Below are 14454 nucleotides of genomic sequence, written 5' to 3' on the forward strand. Positions count from 1 at the left end.
GTGCGCGACGGCTACGGCGCAACCTTGACTTCACAGCAGAACCCGATGGACGAACGCGCGTTGGCGCAATCCGCGCAGGAAACGAATGAGACTGGTGACGCCGGTCTCGAGCCTGAAGACCAGCTCGATCTGTTCGGGATGCCGGTTGTCCGAGCGGTCCCGGCCGTCGCGACTGCCACTTCTACCACTTCCTTCGATCCGGCCGCACGCGCCTCGCAAGGCACAGCGAATCGTGCGGACGCGAACGACGCTGCATCGCCGACCGCTACCATTTCGCTCTGGGCCGACGAGTCGGTCTCGCCAGTGGCCGTATCGAACGACAGCCCCCCACCGAAAAAACGCCGCGCCCGCGACGTGCTCGCCGCCGAACCTTCCGCCGATTTACTCGCGATCGCCGCCTCACTGCCGCCGAACGTGCATCTCGGCACGTCGTCGTGGTCGTTTCCAGGCTGGAACGGCATCGTCTACGGCGACGAGTACAGCAACAGCAAGCTGTCGCGCGATGGCCTCCCCGCATACGGCGCGCATCCGCTGCTGCGCACGGTCAGCATCGACCGGTCGTTCTATGCGCCGTTGCCGGTCACCGATTACCTGCGCTACGCACAGCAGGTGCCGGACCATTTTCGTTTCATCGTCAAAGCGCCTGCGCTCGTCACCGACGCGACGGTGCGCGCCGAACGCGGCGAACCGGTCTCGGCCAACCCGTGTTTCCTGAACGCGCAACTCGCCGTCGATGAGTTCGTGCGGCCGTGTATCGACGGTCTCGGCGCGAAGGCCGGCGCGCTGGTGTTCCAGATCTCGCCGCTGCCCGACGAGATGCTCGCGGAACCGATGTTGTTTATCGAGCGCCTTGCCGCGTTCGTCGCGGCGCTGCCGCCGCTGCCCGAAGGCACCTGCTATGCGGTGGAAATTCGCGACTCCAGCATGCTGACGCCGCGCTTCATCCGCACGCTAAAGGCGGCAGGCGTGCGCTACTGCGTAGGCATTCACGCGCGCATGCCGGACCCGTTGCGACAGGCGGCTGCGCTCGCACTGCTGGATGCGGAAGCCGATGCGCCATCCGGCCCGCTGATCGTGCGCTGGAGTCTGCACGGCGGTTTCCGATATGAGCAGGCGAAGGCCAAGTACGAGCCGTTCGACCGGCTCGTCGACGAAGATCCGCAAACCCGTCGCGCACTCGCCGAACTGGCAGCGAGGTATGCGATTGCGGGGCAACCGGTGCTGATCGCGGTGAACAACAAGGCCGAGGGCTCGGCGCCGCTCAGCTGCGTGGAACTCGCACGCCTGATCGCTGATGCGATCGAGCGGATGCGGCATGACGGCTGATAGCTGATAGCTGATAGCTGATAGCTGACAGCGACCAGCCGTCGCGGAACGTCTACTCGTTCTGCGAGTAACGGCACTCACCGTTCTGGCGAGCGCTGCCGCTCGCCGCTTACCCCGCCTTGATCCGGTGCGCGAACTTCTGACGGAATTTCGCTACCTTCGGCGCGACGACGAACGCGCAATAGCCCTGATCCGGATGCTGCGCGAAATAGTTCTGGTGATAGGCTTCGGCCGCCCAGTAATTGCCGTCTAGCGGCAGGACCTGGGTGACGATCTGTCCGTCGTAGATGGCCTCGGCGGTGATCTCGCGGATGGCCTGCAGCGCGATGTCGCGTTGCGCATCCGAGTGCGTGAAAATCACCGACCGATATTGCGTGCCGACGTCGTTGCCCTGACGGTTCAACTGGGTCGGATCGTGGATCGCGAAGAAAATATCGAGGATCTCGCGATAGCTGATTTTCGCCGGATTGAAGGTGACGTTGACGACTTCCGCGTGTCCCGTCTCGCCGTCGCAGACCTGCTCGTAGCTCGGGCGCTGCGCGTGGCCGCCGGCATAGCCCGATTCCACGGCGTTCACACCATCGACACCGAGAAACACGGCCTCGAGACACCAGAAACATCCGCCGCCTAAAGTTGCAATTTCAGACATGTCACTCACCGTAGAAACGTTGCTAGCGAAAATTGATCGCCAGAAATTTACCTATCGCGAAAAAATTTCAGCAATACTTACCCAGCACTTCACTCAAAGGCTGACGGCCTTCCAAGGTTACTCGCGAGGTTTGTGGTGCGCAGGCTCTCAAGTATAGGAGTGTGGCGAATGACTAGTCGAGAAGTGCCACATGGGTGCGCTCCGGAAACGAAGATGGCTGGCGTCTCGGAGCACTCCAGAACGAGACCTGGGTTACGTTCAAATAGCCTCTCTGGCCGACGAAAGAGACGTCGCCACGATCCGATATATGAGTCGGCTCGCATTCATATCAAGTCGGCCCATTGAGGAACAACGATGACACCCGGGGTGCACGTTACAAAAAGCGAGGGAAGCAAGACTCTATGACGCCGAGCAGTCCAACCAGATTTGGCATCAAGTGATCGTTCTGAAGTATTGAATTTGAGAATAACGCCATGAATAAAATCCACCACCTGGCGTGGCACGACGGGGTTGAGTTGCTGGATGTGAAATTTCAGGGGCACCCGTTCGGAAAACATAGTCACGATTCTTACGCAATCGGGGTGATTGAACAGGGGGTTGGTGGAAACATCTATAGGAGAGAAAAACAGGTCCTTCCGCCCAGGACTCTGTCTCTCATGAATCCCGACGAATTACATGACGGATATTCAATCAGTGAATCGCTAAAATATCAAACAATTTATATTACTGAGAAATCCATGCATGATTTTCTGGGAAACAGGATAATACATGGCTTTCTTGAATACACCGCCTTTGATGTCGATGGTTTAGTTGCATCGTCTTTACGTGAAATCAAGATGCGGCTTGAAAAACAAAATCACGTAGGATGGCGGTTGGCCATTGACTCAGAAGTGACTCGCATGCTTGAGGCAGTTATGTCGCGTCATTCCAGGACAAAGCAGGGGCGAACGGGAGAAGAACCACACGCCGTCAACGTAGTGAAGGACTATTTGAACAGCATTACAACGGACGCTTCCGGTGAGATGGGGAGACATTCCGGTGAGCTGATTACACTGGAAACGCTTGCAAAGCTGGTTGATCTAAGTCCAAATTATCTACTCAACATTTTCACGGAACATGTTGGTGTTCCACCGTATATGTACTGGATGGCGCGGCGGATTGGAATGGCAAAGCGATTATTGGTAAGAGGCTGGAGTATTTCCCGTGTCACATACGAGCTAGGCTTTTATGATCAGGCGCATTTTTCCCGAGCATTCAAGAAAATCACAGGTATAACTCCACGTCAATTAATCTGGTATCGCTAGATTTTGCATTATCTAAAATAATCTAAAATAAATGCAACCACAGAGCCCGCGAGCAAACATGACATCACAACATTGAAAATCTTGATTCCGCCAAGTTTTCTCGAGAAAGAAGCTCCAATGATGCTCCATACCCAAAGTGATGGGAAGCAAATAATAAAAAAAATGCAGCAAAATATTGCAAGCGCAGTGCTGTAATTCTCGTTAGTGGATACATAAATCGAAATCGCTGATATTGCGACAATCCAGGCTTTCGGATTCGTATATTGCGCAAGAATTCCAGCGAAGATGTTTGGTGGAGATGATTTTTCATACTCATCCATGTCGACCATTGAAGCTCTTGCCAGGCTGTATGCGAGATATAGCATGTAGAGTGAACCGAGGAGAGCCAAGGCGTGTTCTACATGAGGAAAACGCATGATCACAGGGCTTAATCCAGATCCTGTAATCGCCAGAATCGACACGAATCCGACTGTTGCTCCGAGAATATAGGGAATTGTCCGACCGGCACCAAACCGCGCTCCCGACATCGCAGAAACGATATTGATTGGGCCGGGGCTAGCGGATGTCGCTAACGCAAATCCTGTCATTGCAACCAGTGTGCTAATAAGGTTATTTTCCATAATTCTTATATATCGCTGTCCATGACTTCGCCGATGCCATCAAAATAGAATTTCTTTTGAAGATCTATGGCGTAGTATCTCTTTGACTGAACTGTGCCATCCACACTATATCCCGCATAGTCTTCCCAAAACCCAATTCTATTTTCCCTCGTGATCTCTATTTTACTAAGAGCTTTGACGCATTTATATAGATACAAGCCGAAATCGATGAATCTGATTGGATAACCGTTTTCTACGGGAAGCGCACCACCATCGACCTTCCAGGCCAAAATTGCGTCTCTCTCTATTGCGGACTTGAGATGCACGGTGGAATCGTAGACACCCTTTTCCGTACCCTGACTGTACTGACGGAGATATAGATCAGGATCATTAACATCAATTCCAGTGAGAGAAAGAATGTCTCTCAACAAAACGCCTTCCCAGTGCCTCTTAATGCTCCATAAGCAGACGCAAACATTTCTACGATGATAATATACGGAAGGCATTTTCAATATTTCATGATATGTCAGATTTATCTCTTTTGGAATTTCTCCACAAATCGAGAGCCGCCATTTTTCAATATCAATCGAAGCAGGACCCTCCTGAAAGTACCTCAAGGAGGATGGCTTCTTTTCCAGATACGGCGTTTTCTTATTCAAATCACCCATCATGCTCTCTTGTTTCTCACGCACCGGATGCCCACAATGTTGTCCCGGATCTCTGGTCGATAATAATCCCGGCTGGCACATCTCAAACAATCCTCGTCATGAAGTCCCGATCCTCCTTTAACTACATGAGGCGCATCTTCGTCACTTAAAAACACTGGATTTTGTTTATAAAAATCCCATAGATAATTCTGGGAAATATTATCTATGCACCACTCATTGAGATTACCGGCCATGTCGTAACAACCAATACGAGAAATTCCCTTTGGATGCTCGTAAACAACTGTGCTTCGACGATGCAGTTCGGCAGGTTCGCAACCCGGCGCATAATTGGCCAATTCCGGGCTGGGAATTTCATCTCCCCACGGATAAATTACCTGTCCTTTTCCTGCGGCATATTCCCATTGCGCTTCTGTCGGTAGCGTTTTCTCTTCAGATTTCGCAAATGCCAAAGCTTCCCACCACGAAACACCCGTGACAGGTTGGTCTGGCTGGTTCCACGCAGCATCCTCCCAGTAGAGCGGCTTTTGTATTCCCCGAGATTGAATGAAAGACCACCCCAATTCAGTCCACAGTTCTCTTGTACTATACCCGCCCGATTGAATGAAATTGCTAAATCTACCGTTGGTCACAGGATATTTATCTATCCAGTACGGTGATAACTCGATTTCCACTACCGGCGCTTCATTCCTGAAATTTTTACTGCCGCGTAGAAATCTAACATTTTCGACAAAGATCATTTCCGTCATAACTATTTCAAAAGTGGAAGATCCGCACTGATTTTGTTTATTGTCTTCTTGGGACCGTACGCGATCAGCCCATGTATCTGGAGTTCCGCGAGATTAATGCACGATATTTTGTTCTGAAATTCGGAATAATTTTTTGTGGTTAATGCGGAATTGTCGAATATAGCCATAAATACATCCGAATTGCGATGAATCTCAAATATTTCGGAGAGTTTTTCGGATGAACCCTGAAGAATTGGTAACGGGATCTGAGTTATTCCTGAGATTGACGCTCTGTCCAGAGTAAAAATATCCCCTCCTACTACTTCGGGGTATTTTTTCCCAAGACTCATTCCAAGTACTGCGCAAATATTCGCCTTCAATCCTACTGGGAGATTTTCATTTACAATTACGATGCCTTTTTCCATGTCTACTTCCTCGAGAATATTGTCCAAAGCATGGGGATCGTTCCAGATTCATATAAAATATTTAGGCCTTCTTTTTCACACGCAACTCGTGTCGTGATACAGGCATCAACAGCAGATTCCGCTGCCATGCGGGCTGCCACACTAGTGGAGTCAGTTTCAACAAGCGTGAACTCGGAATTTGCCAATATGCGTTCAATCAGGTGAGCAGGCGCACGATGGGACGAAATACGAGGTTGTCGAGCCAGATCCTGAAGTCGGGTAACTCTGGAGGCCAGGACATAAGATGGAGTATCACAAAATAATGCAGCAACCGGTTTCGTTCTCTCCGAAATGTAAAATCTGTTTATGTTTTGATAGGCATTTGCAACGAGAAATACTGCTTCATTTTCAATGATATGAATGTGCTCTTCCGCCAATTCATAACTGGGAAAGAGTGCAATATTCTCTGACAATTGGCCAGCAACAAACTCGCTGCTGGTTCCCGATGGGCCAAGCGTAGCAATGAGCGCCGACTGATAGTCGCTTCGGTATTCAGCGCGGGAAAGGATCTTCAGATTTCCAATGACCACCTAGCTTCTCCGTAATGCCAACGAAACACCCAGGCGAGCTTATTGGAATGATTTCAGCGAGTCTTGTAAAAAATACAGATCGCCATTGAGAGTTCACCTGGGCGACGGTGGTGCGCCGAGCACCGTACGTCTTGCAGGGCGCACTTCGCGCTGTATCCGGTTTGCAAGCGCAGCATCGACGTATTGAAGAGTCTTGCGAAGACACTGCACGATGAAATCCAGCTTGCGATTGCGAGCACTAGCAATCGCCAGGCGTCGGACAACGCATGGCTAGGCACAAAGCTAGATCACGGGAATGGGGCTACAGATGATGGAGGGGTTGGCTTAGCGAAGAGCGGCCTTCAATGCGGTACTCCGGCCGACCAACGTCGCCAACTCAACGATGCACGGCCGGTCCGTCCGCGATTCCGTTAAAATTTGGACAAATCGCCGACTTTCAATATGACTTTTGAATCAATTCTTCCCGCTGCAGCGTCACGCACGGTCACCGGGCCACGATGGCCAACGAAGCGGGCACTCCTCCGATGAAGCACGCCACACCGCCAAATTTCGACGTAGCCGAATTCAAGCGCGCACTCGCGCAGTTCGCCACCGGCGTCACCGTGATTACCACGCGCGCGCCGTCGGGCCAGCTACTTGGCATCACGGCGAGCTCGTTCAATTCGGTGTCTCTGGCGCCGCCGCTCGTGCTGTGGAGCCTCGCTACGCGCTCCGCGTCGATGCCGGTGTTCAGGGCGAACAGCCATTATGTCGTGAATGTGCTCGCCGCGTCGCAACTCGATCTGTGCACGCGTTTTGCCACGGTGAAGGGCGATCGCTTCGAGGGTGTCTCGCATGCCGAGGGCGACAGCGGCATGCCGGTACTGGACGGCGCGCTGGCCTGGTTCGAATGCCATAACCGCAGCCGCTACGACGAAGGCGACCACGTGATCTTCGTCGGCGAAGTGGAGCGCTGCGGGCTCCATGAGAACGTCGCCGGGATGGCGCCGCTGGTCTTCCAGAACGGTCAGTTCCACGGGCTGAAGTCACTCTGATGGCGCTCTGAGGCGCCTGATATCGCCTCAGCCGCGATCGCGCTGCGGCCTTGCTACCGCAGTAACCACAAACTGGCGCCAGACTACGCCTGGCCGCCGCTCGCCGCTCCGAGCCGCGTGCCCGCCTCCACCAGCGCCACCGGCACACCCGAATCTTCCTTGAGCGTCTGCAGCACGATGTTCGAACGGATATCGAGCACGCCCGGCGCCTTGTACAGCCGCTCCAGCACGAAGTCCGAATAGTGTTTGAGGTTGTGCGCAACGACCCGCAGCAGATAGTGCGTTTCGCCCGTCACGACGAAGGCGCCGACCACCTCCGGCCAGTCGCGTACCGCTTCGGCAAAGCGCTCGTGCCAGTTCGGCTGCTCGTTGCGCATCGATACCTGCACGAAGGCTTCCAGTTCGAAACCGAGCACATGCTGGTTCAGGCAGGCCCGGTAGCGTTCGATCACCCCCTGCTCTTCCAGCAGCCGCAAACGCCGCAGGCACGCCGACGGCGATAGCGAAATCCGCTCCGCGAGGTCGAGGTTGCTGATCCGTCCTTCTTGCTGAAGCACCGCCAGAATGCGGCAATCGGTGGCGTCGAGCGAGATCGCGTTCATTTTCGGTCTCCCTTTCCGGTTTGGATCAAATTATGTTCCAAGAGACAGGAAAAAACGAGATTTATTCGCAAGCTTATTTCGCCGCGTTTTGCCTATCATTCGATAGGCAAGACTGACCCACCTGGCGAAACCATGAACACACTCTGGGACATCACCCCTGCCGTCGATACCGCCACGCCCGTCTGGCCGGGCGATACGCCGGTCGGCATCGAGCGTATGTGGCGCATCGAAGCCGGCTCGCCGGTCAATGTCGCGCGGCTCACACTGTCGCCGCACACCGGCGCGCACACCGATGCGCCGCTGCATTACGACGCGAACGGCCTCGCGATCGGCAAAGTACCACTCGATGCCTACCTCGGTCGCTGTCGCGTGATTCACTGCATTGGCGCCGCGCCGCTGGTGGAGCCGCGGCACGTGGCCGCCGCCCTAAGCGATCTCGGCGACATACCCCCGCGCGTGCTGCTGCGCACCTACGAACGCGCACCGACCACCGCGTGGGACAGCGCCTTCTGCGCCGTCGCGCCAGAGACAATCGATCTGCTCGCCGCGCTTGGTGTGAAGCTGATCGGCATCGATACGCCGTCGCTCGATCCGCAGGAATCGAAGACGATGGACGCGCATCACCGGATCCGCGAACACCGGATGGCGATTCTCGAGGGCATCGTGCTCGACGCCGTCGCCCCCGGCGACTACGAACTGATCGCGCTACCGCTCAAGCTCACGACGCTCGATGCCAGTCCCGTGCGCGCCGTACTGCGCGCGCTGCCCGAGCGTACGTGAACCGTGTGACATCCCGGCATATGGCCAGCTTATATGCCAGCCAACCTCTCCTTTCCCGACTCACTGGAACCTCATGAACAGCCGTGACGAAGCTCTGGCGCTCGACCGCGCCGATCCGCTGGGCGCATTGCGCGACCAGTTCGCGCTCGCCTCCAGCACGATCTATCTGGACGGCAATTCACTCGGCGTCCCGCCGGCCGCGGCCGCCCAGCGCGCGCAAACGGTGATCGCCGCCGAATGGACGCAAGGTCTGATCCGCAGCTGGAACAGCGCCGGCTGGTTCGCGCTGCCGCGCCGCCTCGGCAACAAGCTCGCGCCGCTGATCGGCGCGGCAGAGAACGAAGTCGTCGTCACCGATACGATCTCGATCAACCTGTTCAAGGTGCTTTCCGCCGGTTTGCGGTTGCAGAACGAGCGCGATCCGAAGCGCCGCGTGATCGTCTCCGAGCGCTCGAATTTCCCCACCGATCTTTATATCGCGCAAGGGCTCATCGAACAGCTCGACCGCGGCTATGAATTGCGTCTCGTCGACGATCCGGCAGAGCTACCCGATGCGATCGGCGACGACACTGCGCTCGCGATGATCACGCACGTCAATTACCGCACCGGCTACATGCACGACATGGCCGCGCTGACGCAGTTGATCCATCGTAAAGGCGCGCTCGCGCTGTGGGATCTCGCGCACTCGGCGGGCGCGGTACCCGTCGATCTGAACGGCGTCGACGCCGATTACGCAGTAGGTTGCACGTACAAGTATCTGAACGGCGGCCCGGGTTCGCCGGCATTCGTGTGGGTGCCGCAGCGGCACCAGAACGCGTTCACGCAGCCGCTGTCCGGCTGGTGGGGGCATCGCGCTCCGTTCGAGATGAATCCGCAGTATCGCCCCGACGATGGTGTCGGGCGCTTTCTGTGTGGTACGCAGCCGATGGTGTCGATGGCGCTCGTCGAATGCGGGCTCGATGTATTTCTGCAGACCGACATGCAGGCGATTCGCCGCAAGTCGCTCGCGCTCACCGATCTGTTCATCGAACTCGTCGAATCGCGTTGCAGCGCGTTTCCGTTACAGCTCGTCACGCCGCGTGCGCATGAGCAGCGTGGCTCGCATGCGAGCTTCGAACATCCGCACGGCTATGAAGTGATGCAGGCGTTGATCGCGCGTGGCGTGATCGGTGATTACCGCGAGCCGCGCGTGCTGCGCTTCGGTTTCACGCCGCTCTATACGCGCTACGTCGATGTGTGGGACGCGGTCGAAACGCTGCGCGACGTACTCGCGAGCGAAGCGTGGCGGGCCCCCGAATTCTCCACGCGTGGCGCGGTGACCTGAGGAGCATGCGATGACCGATCCGAAATCATCCGTGCCGAACGACCGCGAGGCAACTGCAGCGCAAGGCGCAACCAGCGAGTCTGCACAAGGTTGCCCATTCGGCCATGGCGCAGGTGCAGATGCAGGCGGCAACGCAACCGCGCATTCCACCGCCCCCGACGAAGCCGCCGGCTGGCACGACGCCCAGCTCGATTTCTCGCAATCGATGAGCTATGGAGACTATCTGTCGCTCGGTTCGATCCTGTCCGCACAGAAGCCGCTGTCGCCCGATCACAACGAGATGCTGTTCATCATCCAGCATCAGACGAGCGAGCTATGGATGAAGCTCGCACTCTACGAATTGCGCGCCGCGCTCGGCGCCGTGCACCGCGACGAACTGCCGCCCGCGTTCAAGATGCTCGCGCGCATCTCGCGCATTCTCGAACAGCTCGTGCAGGCGTGGAGCGTGATCGCGACGATGACACCGTCGGAATACACGGCGATGCGGCCTTACCTTGGCGCTTCGTCGGGCTTCCAGTCGTACCAGTACCGGCAGATCGAATTCCTGCTCGGCAACAAGAACGAACAGATGCTCAAGCCGCACACGCATCGGCCGGACGTGCTCGCCGAAGTGCGCGCGACGCTCGAAGCGCCATCGCTCTACGACGAGGTGATCTTCCTGCTTGCGCGCAAGGGCTTTGCGATTGCACCCGCACGTCTCGCGCGCGACTGGACCCAGCCGACCGTCCACGACGAATCCGTCGAAGCCGCATGGCTCGAGGTGTATCGCAATCCGTCGCAGCACTGGGAACTGTACGAGATGGCCGAAGAACTCGTCGATCTCGAAGATGCGTTCCGGCAATGGCGGTTCCGTCACGTCACCACCGTCGAGCGGATCATCGGCTTCAAGCAGGGAACCGGTGGCACGAGCGGGGCGCCGTATCTGCGCAAAATGCTCGATGTCGTGCTGTTTCCCGAACTGTGGCATGTGCGGACGGTGCTGTAGTTCGTCCGCACGCGACCGCATCTGCGAACGGGTGACACTTACCGCGCGGTATACCCCCCATCGATCGGCAGCGCGATGCCCGAGATCATCGACGCCGCGTCGCTCAACAGAAACAGGATCGGTTGCACGACTTCCGCAGGTTCCGCGAAGCGGCCCAGCGGAATCCCGCGTAACGCCTGTTCGCGCTTGAACGGTTCGCTCCACGCGGCGACAGCCATCGGCGTCAACGTCACCGTCGGATTCACGCTGTTGACGCGAATGCCGTGCGGGCCGAGTTCGGTGCACAGCACGCGCGTAATCGCGTCCATCGCTGCCTTCGACGCGCAATAGCTCAGATGATTGTCGAGTGCGACAAGCGATGCCTGGCTCGATACATTGACGATGCTCCCTTTGCGCTGCGCCGCGATCATCCCGCGCGCGACATGCCGCGCGACGAGCGCAGCGCCGCGTGCGTTCACCGCCATCACACCGTCGAAGCTCGCCGCCGTCGTATCGATCGCGCGTTCAAGCAACGCAACGCCCGCGCAGTTCACGAGCCCGTCGAACGGCGCGGATGAAGCGAACGCCGCATCGATCGCAGCCGCATCGCCGACATCGAGTACAAGCGGTTCGCAACCCGTTTCGTGCGCGAGGCGTGCCAGTTCCTCCGCATTGCGCGCGGCGGCAACGACACGCGCGCCGGCGGCGCACAACATTTCGACGGTCGTGCGGCCGATGCCACTCGATGCGCCCGTTACGAGAATCGAACGGCCGGAGAAATCGAATTGTGCGTTCATGTCGATTGCAATCTGTGCATGAGTGGTTTCAACGCCGGATAGAGATCCGCATAGACGCCGAAGCGCTGCTCGTAAAGTTTCTGCCGTTCGGCATCGGGTCGAGCCCGTTCGACGAGCGTGATCCAGCCTCGCTGCGCCGCGTCCCGATCGATCAGCCGTGCACCGAGCGCTGCGAGTAGCGCCGCACCCATCGCAGCTTCGACGTCCTGCTCGATCGTCAGCACCGGATAGCCGGTAATGTCAGCGATGATCTGCATCCACAGATCCGAATGTGCCGCACCGCCAACCACGATCAACCGTTCATCGAGCGATTGCGCACCGCGCCGCCCGGCGACGATGTTGTGCTTCAGCGCAAACGACACGCCCTCCAGCACCGCGCGATACAGATGCGCTCGCGTATGGAAGAGACTCAGCCCGATAAATGCACCACTCGCTTTCGCATCCCACACGGGGCTGCGTTCGCCCATCAGATACGGCAGGAACAGTACGCCGTCGGCGCCGGCCGGAATCTGCTCCGCCGCCTGTTCGAGCAAACGGTGTGGATCGCCGTGCGACGTGTCGCGCGCAGCCTCGATTTCGGCGTGGCAGAACTGCTCGCGAAACCACGCCACCGATGCACCCGCCGTAATCGCGCCGCCGAACACATACAGATCGTGCTGCCCGTTGAACACATGCGGCATGCTAATCAACCCGTGCCGCGCATCGACGCTTTGATTGATGTAGCCCCAGCACATGCTGGTGCCGATCATCGCGACATGCTGGCCCGCGCGTGTGGCGCCTGCGGCAAATGTCGCGACGGCCGCATCGACGCCGCCCGCGACGATCGCCGTTCCCGCTTCGAGCCCGAGTTGCTCGCTCCACTGCGACAGCAAGCCACCGACAACCTCCGACGATTCGACCAGCCGCTCCGGCATCATCGTCGCGGGAATGCCGAGCATGTCGAGCGCTTCGTCGGACCAGTCGCGCGCCGCAACGTCATACACGCCGCCGATGTTGCCCGCCGAACTGTGATCGACCGCGACTTCGCCGGTGAGCAGATAGATCAGGTAAGCGTTGGGTGGCAGAAAGTAGCGCGTCTTTGCCCACACATCCGGCTGGTGTTCGCGCAGCCACAGCATCTTCGTGTAGCCGTAGTAGCTGTCGACGCGGTTACCGGTGATCGCCTGCAGGCGTTCGACGTCGATATGACTGCGCACCCATTCCACCTGGTCCGTCGCGCGCCGGTCCATCCAGATCAGGCATGGATGCAACGGTCGCATATCGCTATCGACCGGAATGCCCGAGCCGCCATACAGGCTGCTCACACAGAGCGCTTTGATCGATGCGGGCGCGATACCATCGGTACGCGCCTTCTCGACACAACGCGAAATGCACTCGGCCACCGCCTTGAGCCACACCGCCGGCCACTGCTCGGCCCATAACGGCCGCGGCGTGTCCGGCTGATAGCTGCTCGCATGCTGCGCGACGATCGTGCCGTGCCGGTCGACGAGCAGCGCTTTCGTGCTCTGCGTACCGATGTCGACGCCGATGACGTATTCCATAGAATCTCCGTGTATGTGCCTGGCGGGCCCGGTTAGCGACCTGGCTTCAGCAGCACCTTGATCGAGTCGAGCGAGTTCGCGGTCTTGATCGCTTCATCCCATTCTTCGAGCGAGAAGCCATGCGTGACGATGCCCTTTGACGTGACGAGGCCGCGCGCAAGCAGATCGATGGCGATCGGGTAGCAGTACGGCCCGAGGTGTGCGCCACGCACGTCGAGTTCCTTGCGATCGCCGATCACCGACCAGTCCATTGTAGTCTCGCTGCCGAACACCGAAAACTCGACGAAACGCCCGAGCTTGCGGATCAGATCCATGCCCTGCGTCACGCCGGCGGGCACGCCGGTGGTCTCGATGTAGACGTCGCAGCCGTAGCCCTGCGTCAACGATTGCACGATCGAGAGTGCGTCGTCCGATTTCGGATTGATCGTGATATCGGCACCGTATTCGCGCGCCAACGCGAGACGTTCTTCGACGAGGTCGATGACGACAAGCTTCTTCGGTGTTTTCAGATGCGCGACCTGGGTCATCATCAGGCCGAGCGGACCCGCGCCAGCGATCACCACGACATCGTCGAGCTGGATCTCGCCGCGATTGACCGTATGGATCGCGCACGCGAGCGGTTCGATGATCGCAGCGTCTTCGAGCGAGATGCCATCGGGAATCTTGTGAACGATTGCCGTAGGCGGAATACGCATGTACTCGGCCATGCCGCCGTCCGCGACTTCGCGCTGGAAGCCAAAGATGTTGTGCACTTCGCACATCCAGTACTGTCCCGAGCGGCAGTAACGGCATTTGCCGCACGGCACGATCTGTTCGGCGATCACACGATCGCCGACCTGTACATCGAAATGCTCAGCCGCGCCCTCGCCGAGTTCTTCGACATAGCCAAAGAATTCGTGGCCCGGAATCACCGGTGCTTTCACCCACGGGCTCGGTCCGCCCCAGAACATCTTCGCGCCGGAGTGGCATTTGCAGTCGCTCGCGCAGATGCCACATGCCGCGATGCTAATGACGAGTTCATGGGCGCGGGCGCGCGGGCGCGTCACCTGCTCGACGCGATAGTCCTTCGGGGCATGACAGACGATCGCCGTCATCTGTTGTGTCGGATCTTGAGTGCTCATTGCATGGCCTTACTTCAAGAGAGGGG

At 57.7% G+C, this 14454-nt stretch carries 16 protein-coding genes; 6 read left to right on the plus strand and 10 right to left on the minus strand.

Annotation, left to right across the window (positions count from 1 at the left end):
* The first annotated feature begins 45 nt into the window (after positions 1-45).
* The gene (locus BWP39_RS06455) at positions 46-1326 is read left to right on the plus strand and encodes a DUF72 domain-containing protein (RefSeq protein WP_407944780.1); all 1281 of its coding nucleotides are present in this window, start codon (positions 46-48) and stop codon (positions 1324-1326) included.
* Between the two features lie 109 nt (positions 1327-1435).
* Here BWP39_RS06455 and msrA read toward each other — a convergent pair whose 3' ends face one another.
* Positions 1436-1975, minus strand: coding sequence for a peptide-methionine (S)-S-oxide reductase MsrA (gene msrA / locus BWP39_RS06460; protein WP_096717928.1), 540 nt, complete (start codon positions 1973-1975; stop codon positions 1436-1438).
* A 473-nt stretch (positions 1976-2448) separates the two neighbouring features.
* On the opposite strand from msrA, the gene BWP39_RS06465 reads away from it, so the two are divergent.
* Positions 2449-3279, plus strand: coding sequence for an AraC family transcriptional regulator (locus BWP39_RS06465; RefSeq protein WP_096717930.1), 831 nt, complete (start codon positions 2449-2451; stop codon positions 3277-3279).
* Positions 3280-3287: 8 nt separating this feature from the next.
* On the opposite strand, the gene BWP39_RS06470 is transcribed toward BWP39_RS06465, so the two are convergent.
* Genes BWP39_RS06470 through BWP39_RS31435 form a run of 5 tightly spaced genes read right to left on the minus strand, consistent with a single transcriptional unit; the run spans position 3288 to position 6265 of the window.
* The gene (locus BWP39_RS06470; RefSeq protein ID WP_096717932.1) at positions 3288-3899 is read right to left on the minus strand and encodes a LysE family translocator; all 612 of its coding nucleotides are present in this window, start codon (positions 3897-3899) and stop codon (positions 3288-3290) included.
* A 5-nt stretch (positions 3900-3904) separates the two neighbouring features.
* Positions 3905-4549: a molybdopterin-dependent oxidoreductase gene (locus BWP39_RS06475; protein WP_207556617.1), complete on the minus strand. Its 645-nt coding sequence runs from the start codon at positions 4547-4549 to the stop codon at positions 3905-3907.
* Positions 4546-5292: a formylglycine-generating enzyme family protein gene (locus BWP39_RS06480; protein WP_096717934.1), complete on the minus strand. Its 747-nt coding sequence runs from the start codon at positions 5290-5292 to the stop codon at positions 4546-4548. Before BWP39_RS06480 ends, BWP39_RS06475 begins: the two co-directional genes overlap by 4 nt.
* A 2-nt stretch (positions 5293-5294) precedes the next feature.
* Positions 5295-5696, minus strand: a complete 402-nt coding sequence (locus BWP39_RS06485) for a DUF2000 domain-containing protein (RefSeq protein ID WP_133116835.1) — start codon at positions 5694-5696, stop codon at positions 5295-5297.
* A gap of 2 nt (positions 5697-5698) precedes the next feature.
* Entirely contained in the window at positions 5699-6265 is a 567-nt protein-coding gene (locus tag BWP39_RS31435; protein ID WP_133116836.1) for a bacilysin biosynthesis protein BacA, read from the minus strand.
* A gap of 524 nt (positions 6266-6789) precedes the next feature.
* Here BWP39_RS31435 and BWP39_RS06490 point away from each other — a divergent pair.
* The gene (locus tag BWP39_RS06490) at positions 6790-7299 is read left to right on the plus strand and encodes a flavin reductase family protein (RefSeq protein WP_096718609.1); all 510 of its coding nucleotides are present in this window, start codon (positions 6790-6792) and stop codon (positions 7297-7299) included.
* A gap of 83 nt (positions 7300-7382) precedes the next feature.
* Here the strand turns inward: BWP39_RS06490 and BWP39_RS06495 are convergent, their stop codons facing one another.
* Entirely contained in the window at positions 7383-7901 is a 519-nt protein-coding gene (locus BWP39_RS06495) for an Lrp/AsnC family transcriptional regulator (protein WP_096717938.1), read from the minus strand.
* A gap of 132 nt (positions 7902-8033) precedes the next feature.
* Here BWP39_RS06495 and kynB point away from each other — a divergent pair, with 132 nt between their 5' ends.
* From kynB to kynA, 3 genes are all read left to right on the plus strand, one after another.
* Complete coding sequence (gene kynB / locus BWP39_RS06500) at positions 8034-8681, plus strand: arylformamidase (protein ID WP_096717940.1); 648 nt, start codon at positions 8034-8036, stop codon at positions 8679-8681.
* Between the two features lie 73 nt (positions 8682-8754).
* On the plus strand, positions 8755-10005 hold the full coding sequence (gene kynU / locus BWP39_RS06505; RefSeq protein WP_096717942.1) for a kynureninase: 1251 nt from the start codon (positions 8755-8757) through the stop codon (positions 10003-10005).
* 10 nt (positions 10006-10015) lie between these two features.
* The gene (gene kynA, locus BWP39_RS06510; RefSeq protein ID WP_096717944.1) at positions 10016-10990 is read left to right on the plus strand and encodes a tryptophan 2,3-dioxygenase; all 975 of its coding nucleotides are present in this window, start codon (positions 10016-10018) and stop codon (positions 10988-10990) included.
* Between the two features lie 38 nt (positions 10991-11028).
* Here kynA and BWP39_RS06515 read toward each other — a convergent pair whose 3' ends face one another.
* From BWP39_RS06515 to BWP39_RS06525, 3 genes are read right to left on the minus strand one after another with little or no spacing between them, the layout of a single operon-like run.
* Positions 11029-11766 (minus strand): SDR family oxidoreductase, encoded by a 738-nt coding sequence (locus tag BWP39_RS06515; protein ID WP_096717946.1) that lies wholly within the window; start codon positions 11764-11766, stop codon positions 11029-11031.
* Entirely contained in the window at positions 11763-13307 is a 1545-nt protein-coding gene (locus BWP39_RS06520; protein WP_096717948.1) for an FGGY-family carbohydrate kinase, read from the minus strand. Before BWP39_RS06520 ends, BWP39_RS06515 begins: the two co-directional genes overlap by 4 nt.
* 32 nt (positions 13308-13339) lie before the next feature.
* Complete coding sequence (locus BWP39_RS06525) at positions 13340-14428, minus strand: alcohol dehydrogenase catalytic domain-containing protein (RefSeq protein WP_096717950.1); 1089 nt, start codon at positions 14426-14428, stop codon at positions 13340-13342.
* Between the last annotated feature and the right edge of the window lie 26 nt (positions 14429-14454).

Source organism: Paraburkholderia acidicola (assembly GCF_002362315.1).
Classification (GTDB): Bacteria; Pseudomonadota; Gammaproteobacteria; order Burkholderiales; family Burkholderiaceae; genus Paraburkholderia; species Paraburkholderia acidicola.

Excerpts from the sequence above, each read along its gene's own strand:
- BWP39_RS06455 (WP_407944780.1), top strand. The coding sequence starts at position 46 with ATGGACGAACGCGCGTTGGCGCAATCCGCGCAGGAAACGAATGAGACT.
- msrA (WP_096717928.1), bottom strand. The coding sequence starts at position 1,975 with ATGTCTGAAATTGCAACTTTAGGCGGCGGATGTTTCTGGTGTCTCGAG.
- BWP39_RS06465 (WP_096717930.1), top strand. The coding sequence starts at position 2,449 with ATGAATAAAATCCACCACCTGGCGTGGCACGACGGGGTTGAGTTGCTG.
- BWP39_RS06470 (WP_096717932.1), bottom strand. The coding sequence starts at position 3,899 with ATGGAAAATAACCTTATTAGCACACTGGTTGCAATGACAGGATTTGCG.
- BWP39_RS06475 (WP_207556617.1), bottom strand. The coding sequence starts at position 4,549 with ATGATGGGTGATTTGAATAAGAAAACGCCGTATCTGGAAAAGAAGCCA.
- BWP39_RS06480 (WP_096717934.1), bottom strand. The coding sequence starts at position 5,292 with ATGACGGAAATGATCTTTGTCGAAAATGTTAGATTTCTACGCGGCAGT.
- BWP39_RS06485 (WP_133116835.1), bottom strand. The coding sequence starts at position 5,696 with ATGGAAAAAGGCATCGTAATTGTAAATGAAAATCTCCCAGTAGGATTG.
- BWP39_RS06490 (WP_096718609.1), top strand. The coding sequence starts at position 6,790 with ATGAAGCACGCCACACCGCCAAATTTCGACGTAGCCGAATTCAAGCGC.
- BWP39_RS06495 (WP_096717938.1), bottom strand. The coding sequence starts at position 7,901 with ATGAACGCGATCTCGCTCGACGCCACCGATTGCCGCATTCTGGCGGTG.
- kynB (WP_096717940.1), top strand. The coding sequence starts at position 8,034 with ATGAACACACTCTGGGACATCACCCCTGCCGTCGATACCGCCACGCCC.
- kynU (WP_096717942.1), top strand. The coding sequence starts at position 8,755 with ATGAACAGCCGTGACGAAGCTCTGGCGCTCGACCGCGCCGATCCGCTG.
- kynA (WP_096717944.1), top strand. The coding sequence starts at position 10,016 with ATGACCGATCCGAAATCATCCGTGCCGAACGACCGCGAGGCAACTGCA.
- BWP39_RS06515 (WP_096717946.1), bottom strand. The coding sequence starts at position 11,766 with ATGAACGCACAATTCGATTTCTCCGGCCGTTCGATTCTCGTAACGGGC.
- BWP39_RS06520 (WP_096717948.1), bottom strand. The coding sequence starts at position 13,307 with ATGGAATACGTCATCGGCGTCGACATCGGTACGCAGAGCACGAAAGCG.
- BWP39_RS06525 (WP_096717950.1), bottom strand. The coding sequence starts at position 14,428 with ATGAGCACTCAAGATCCGACACAACAGATGACGGCGATCGTCTGTCAT.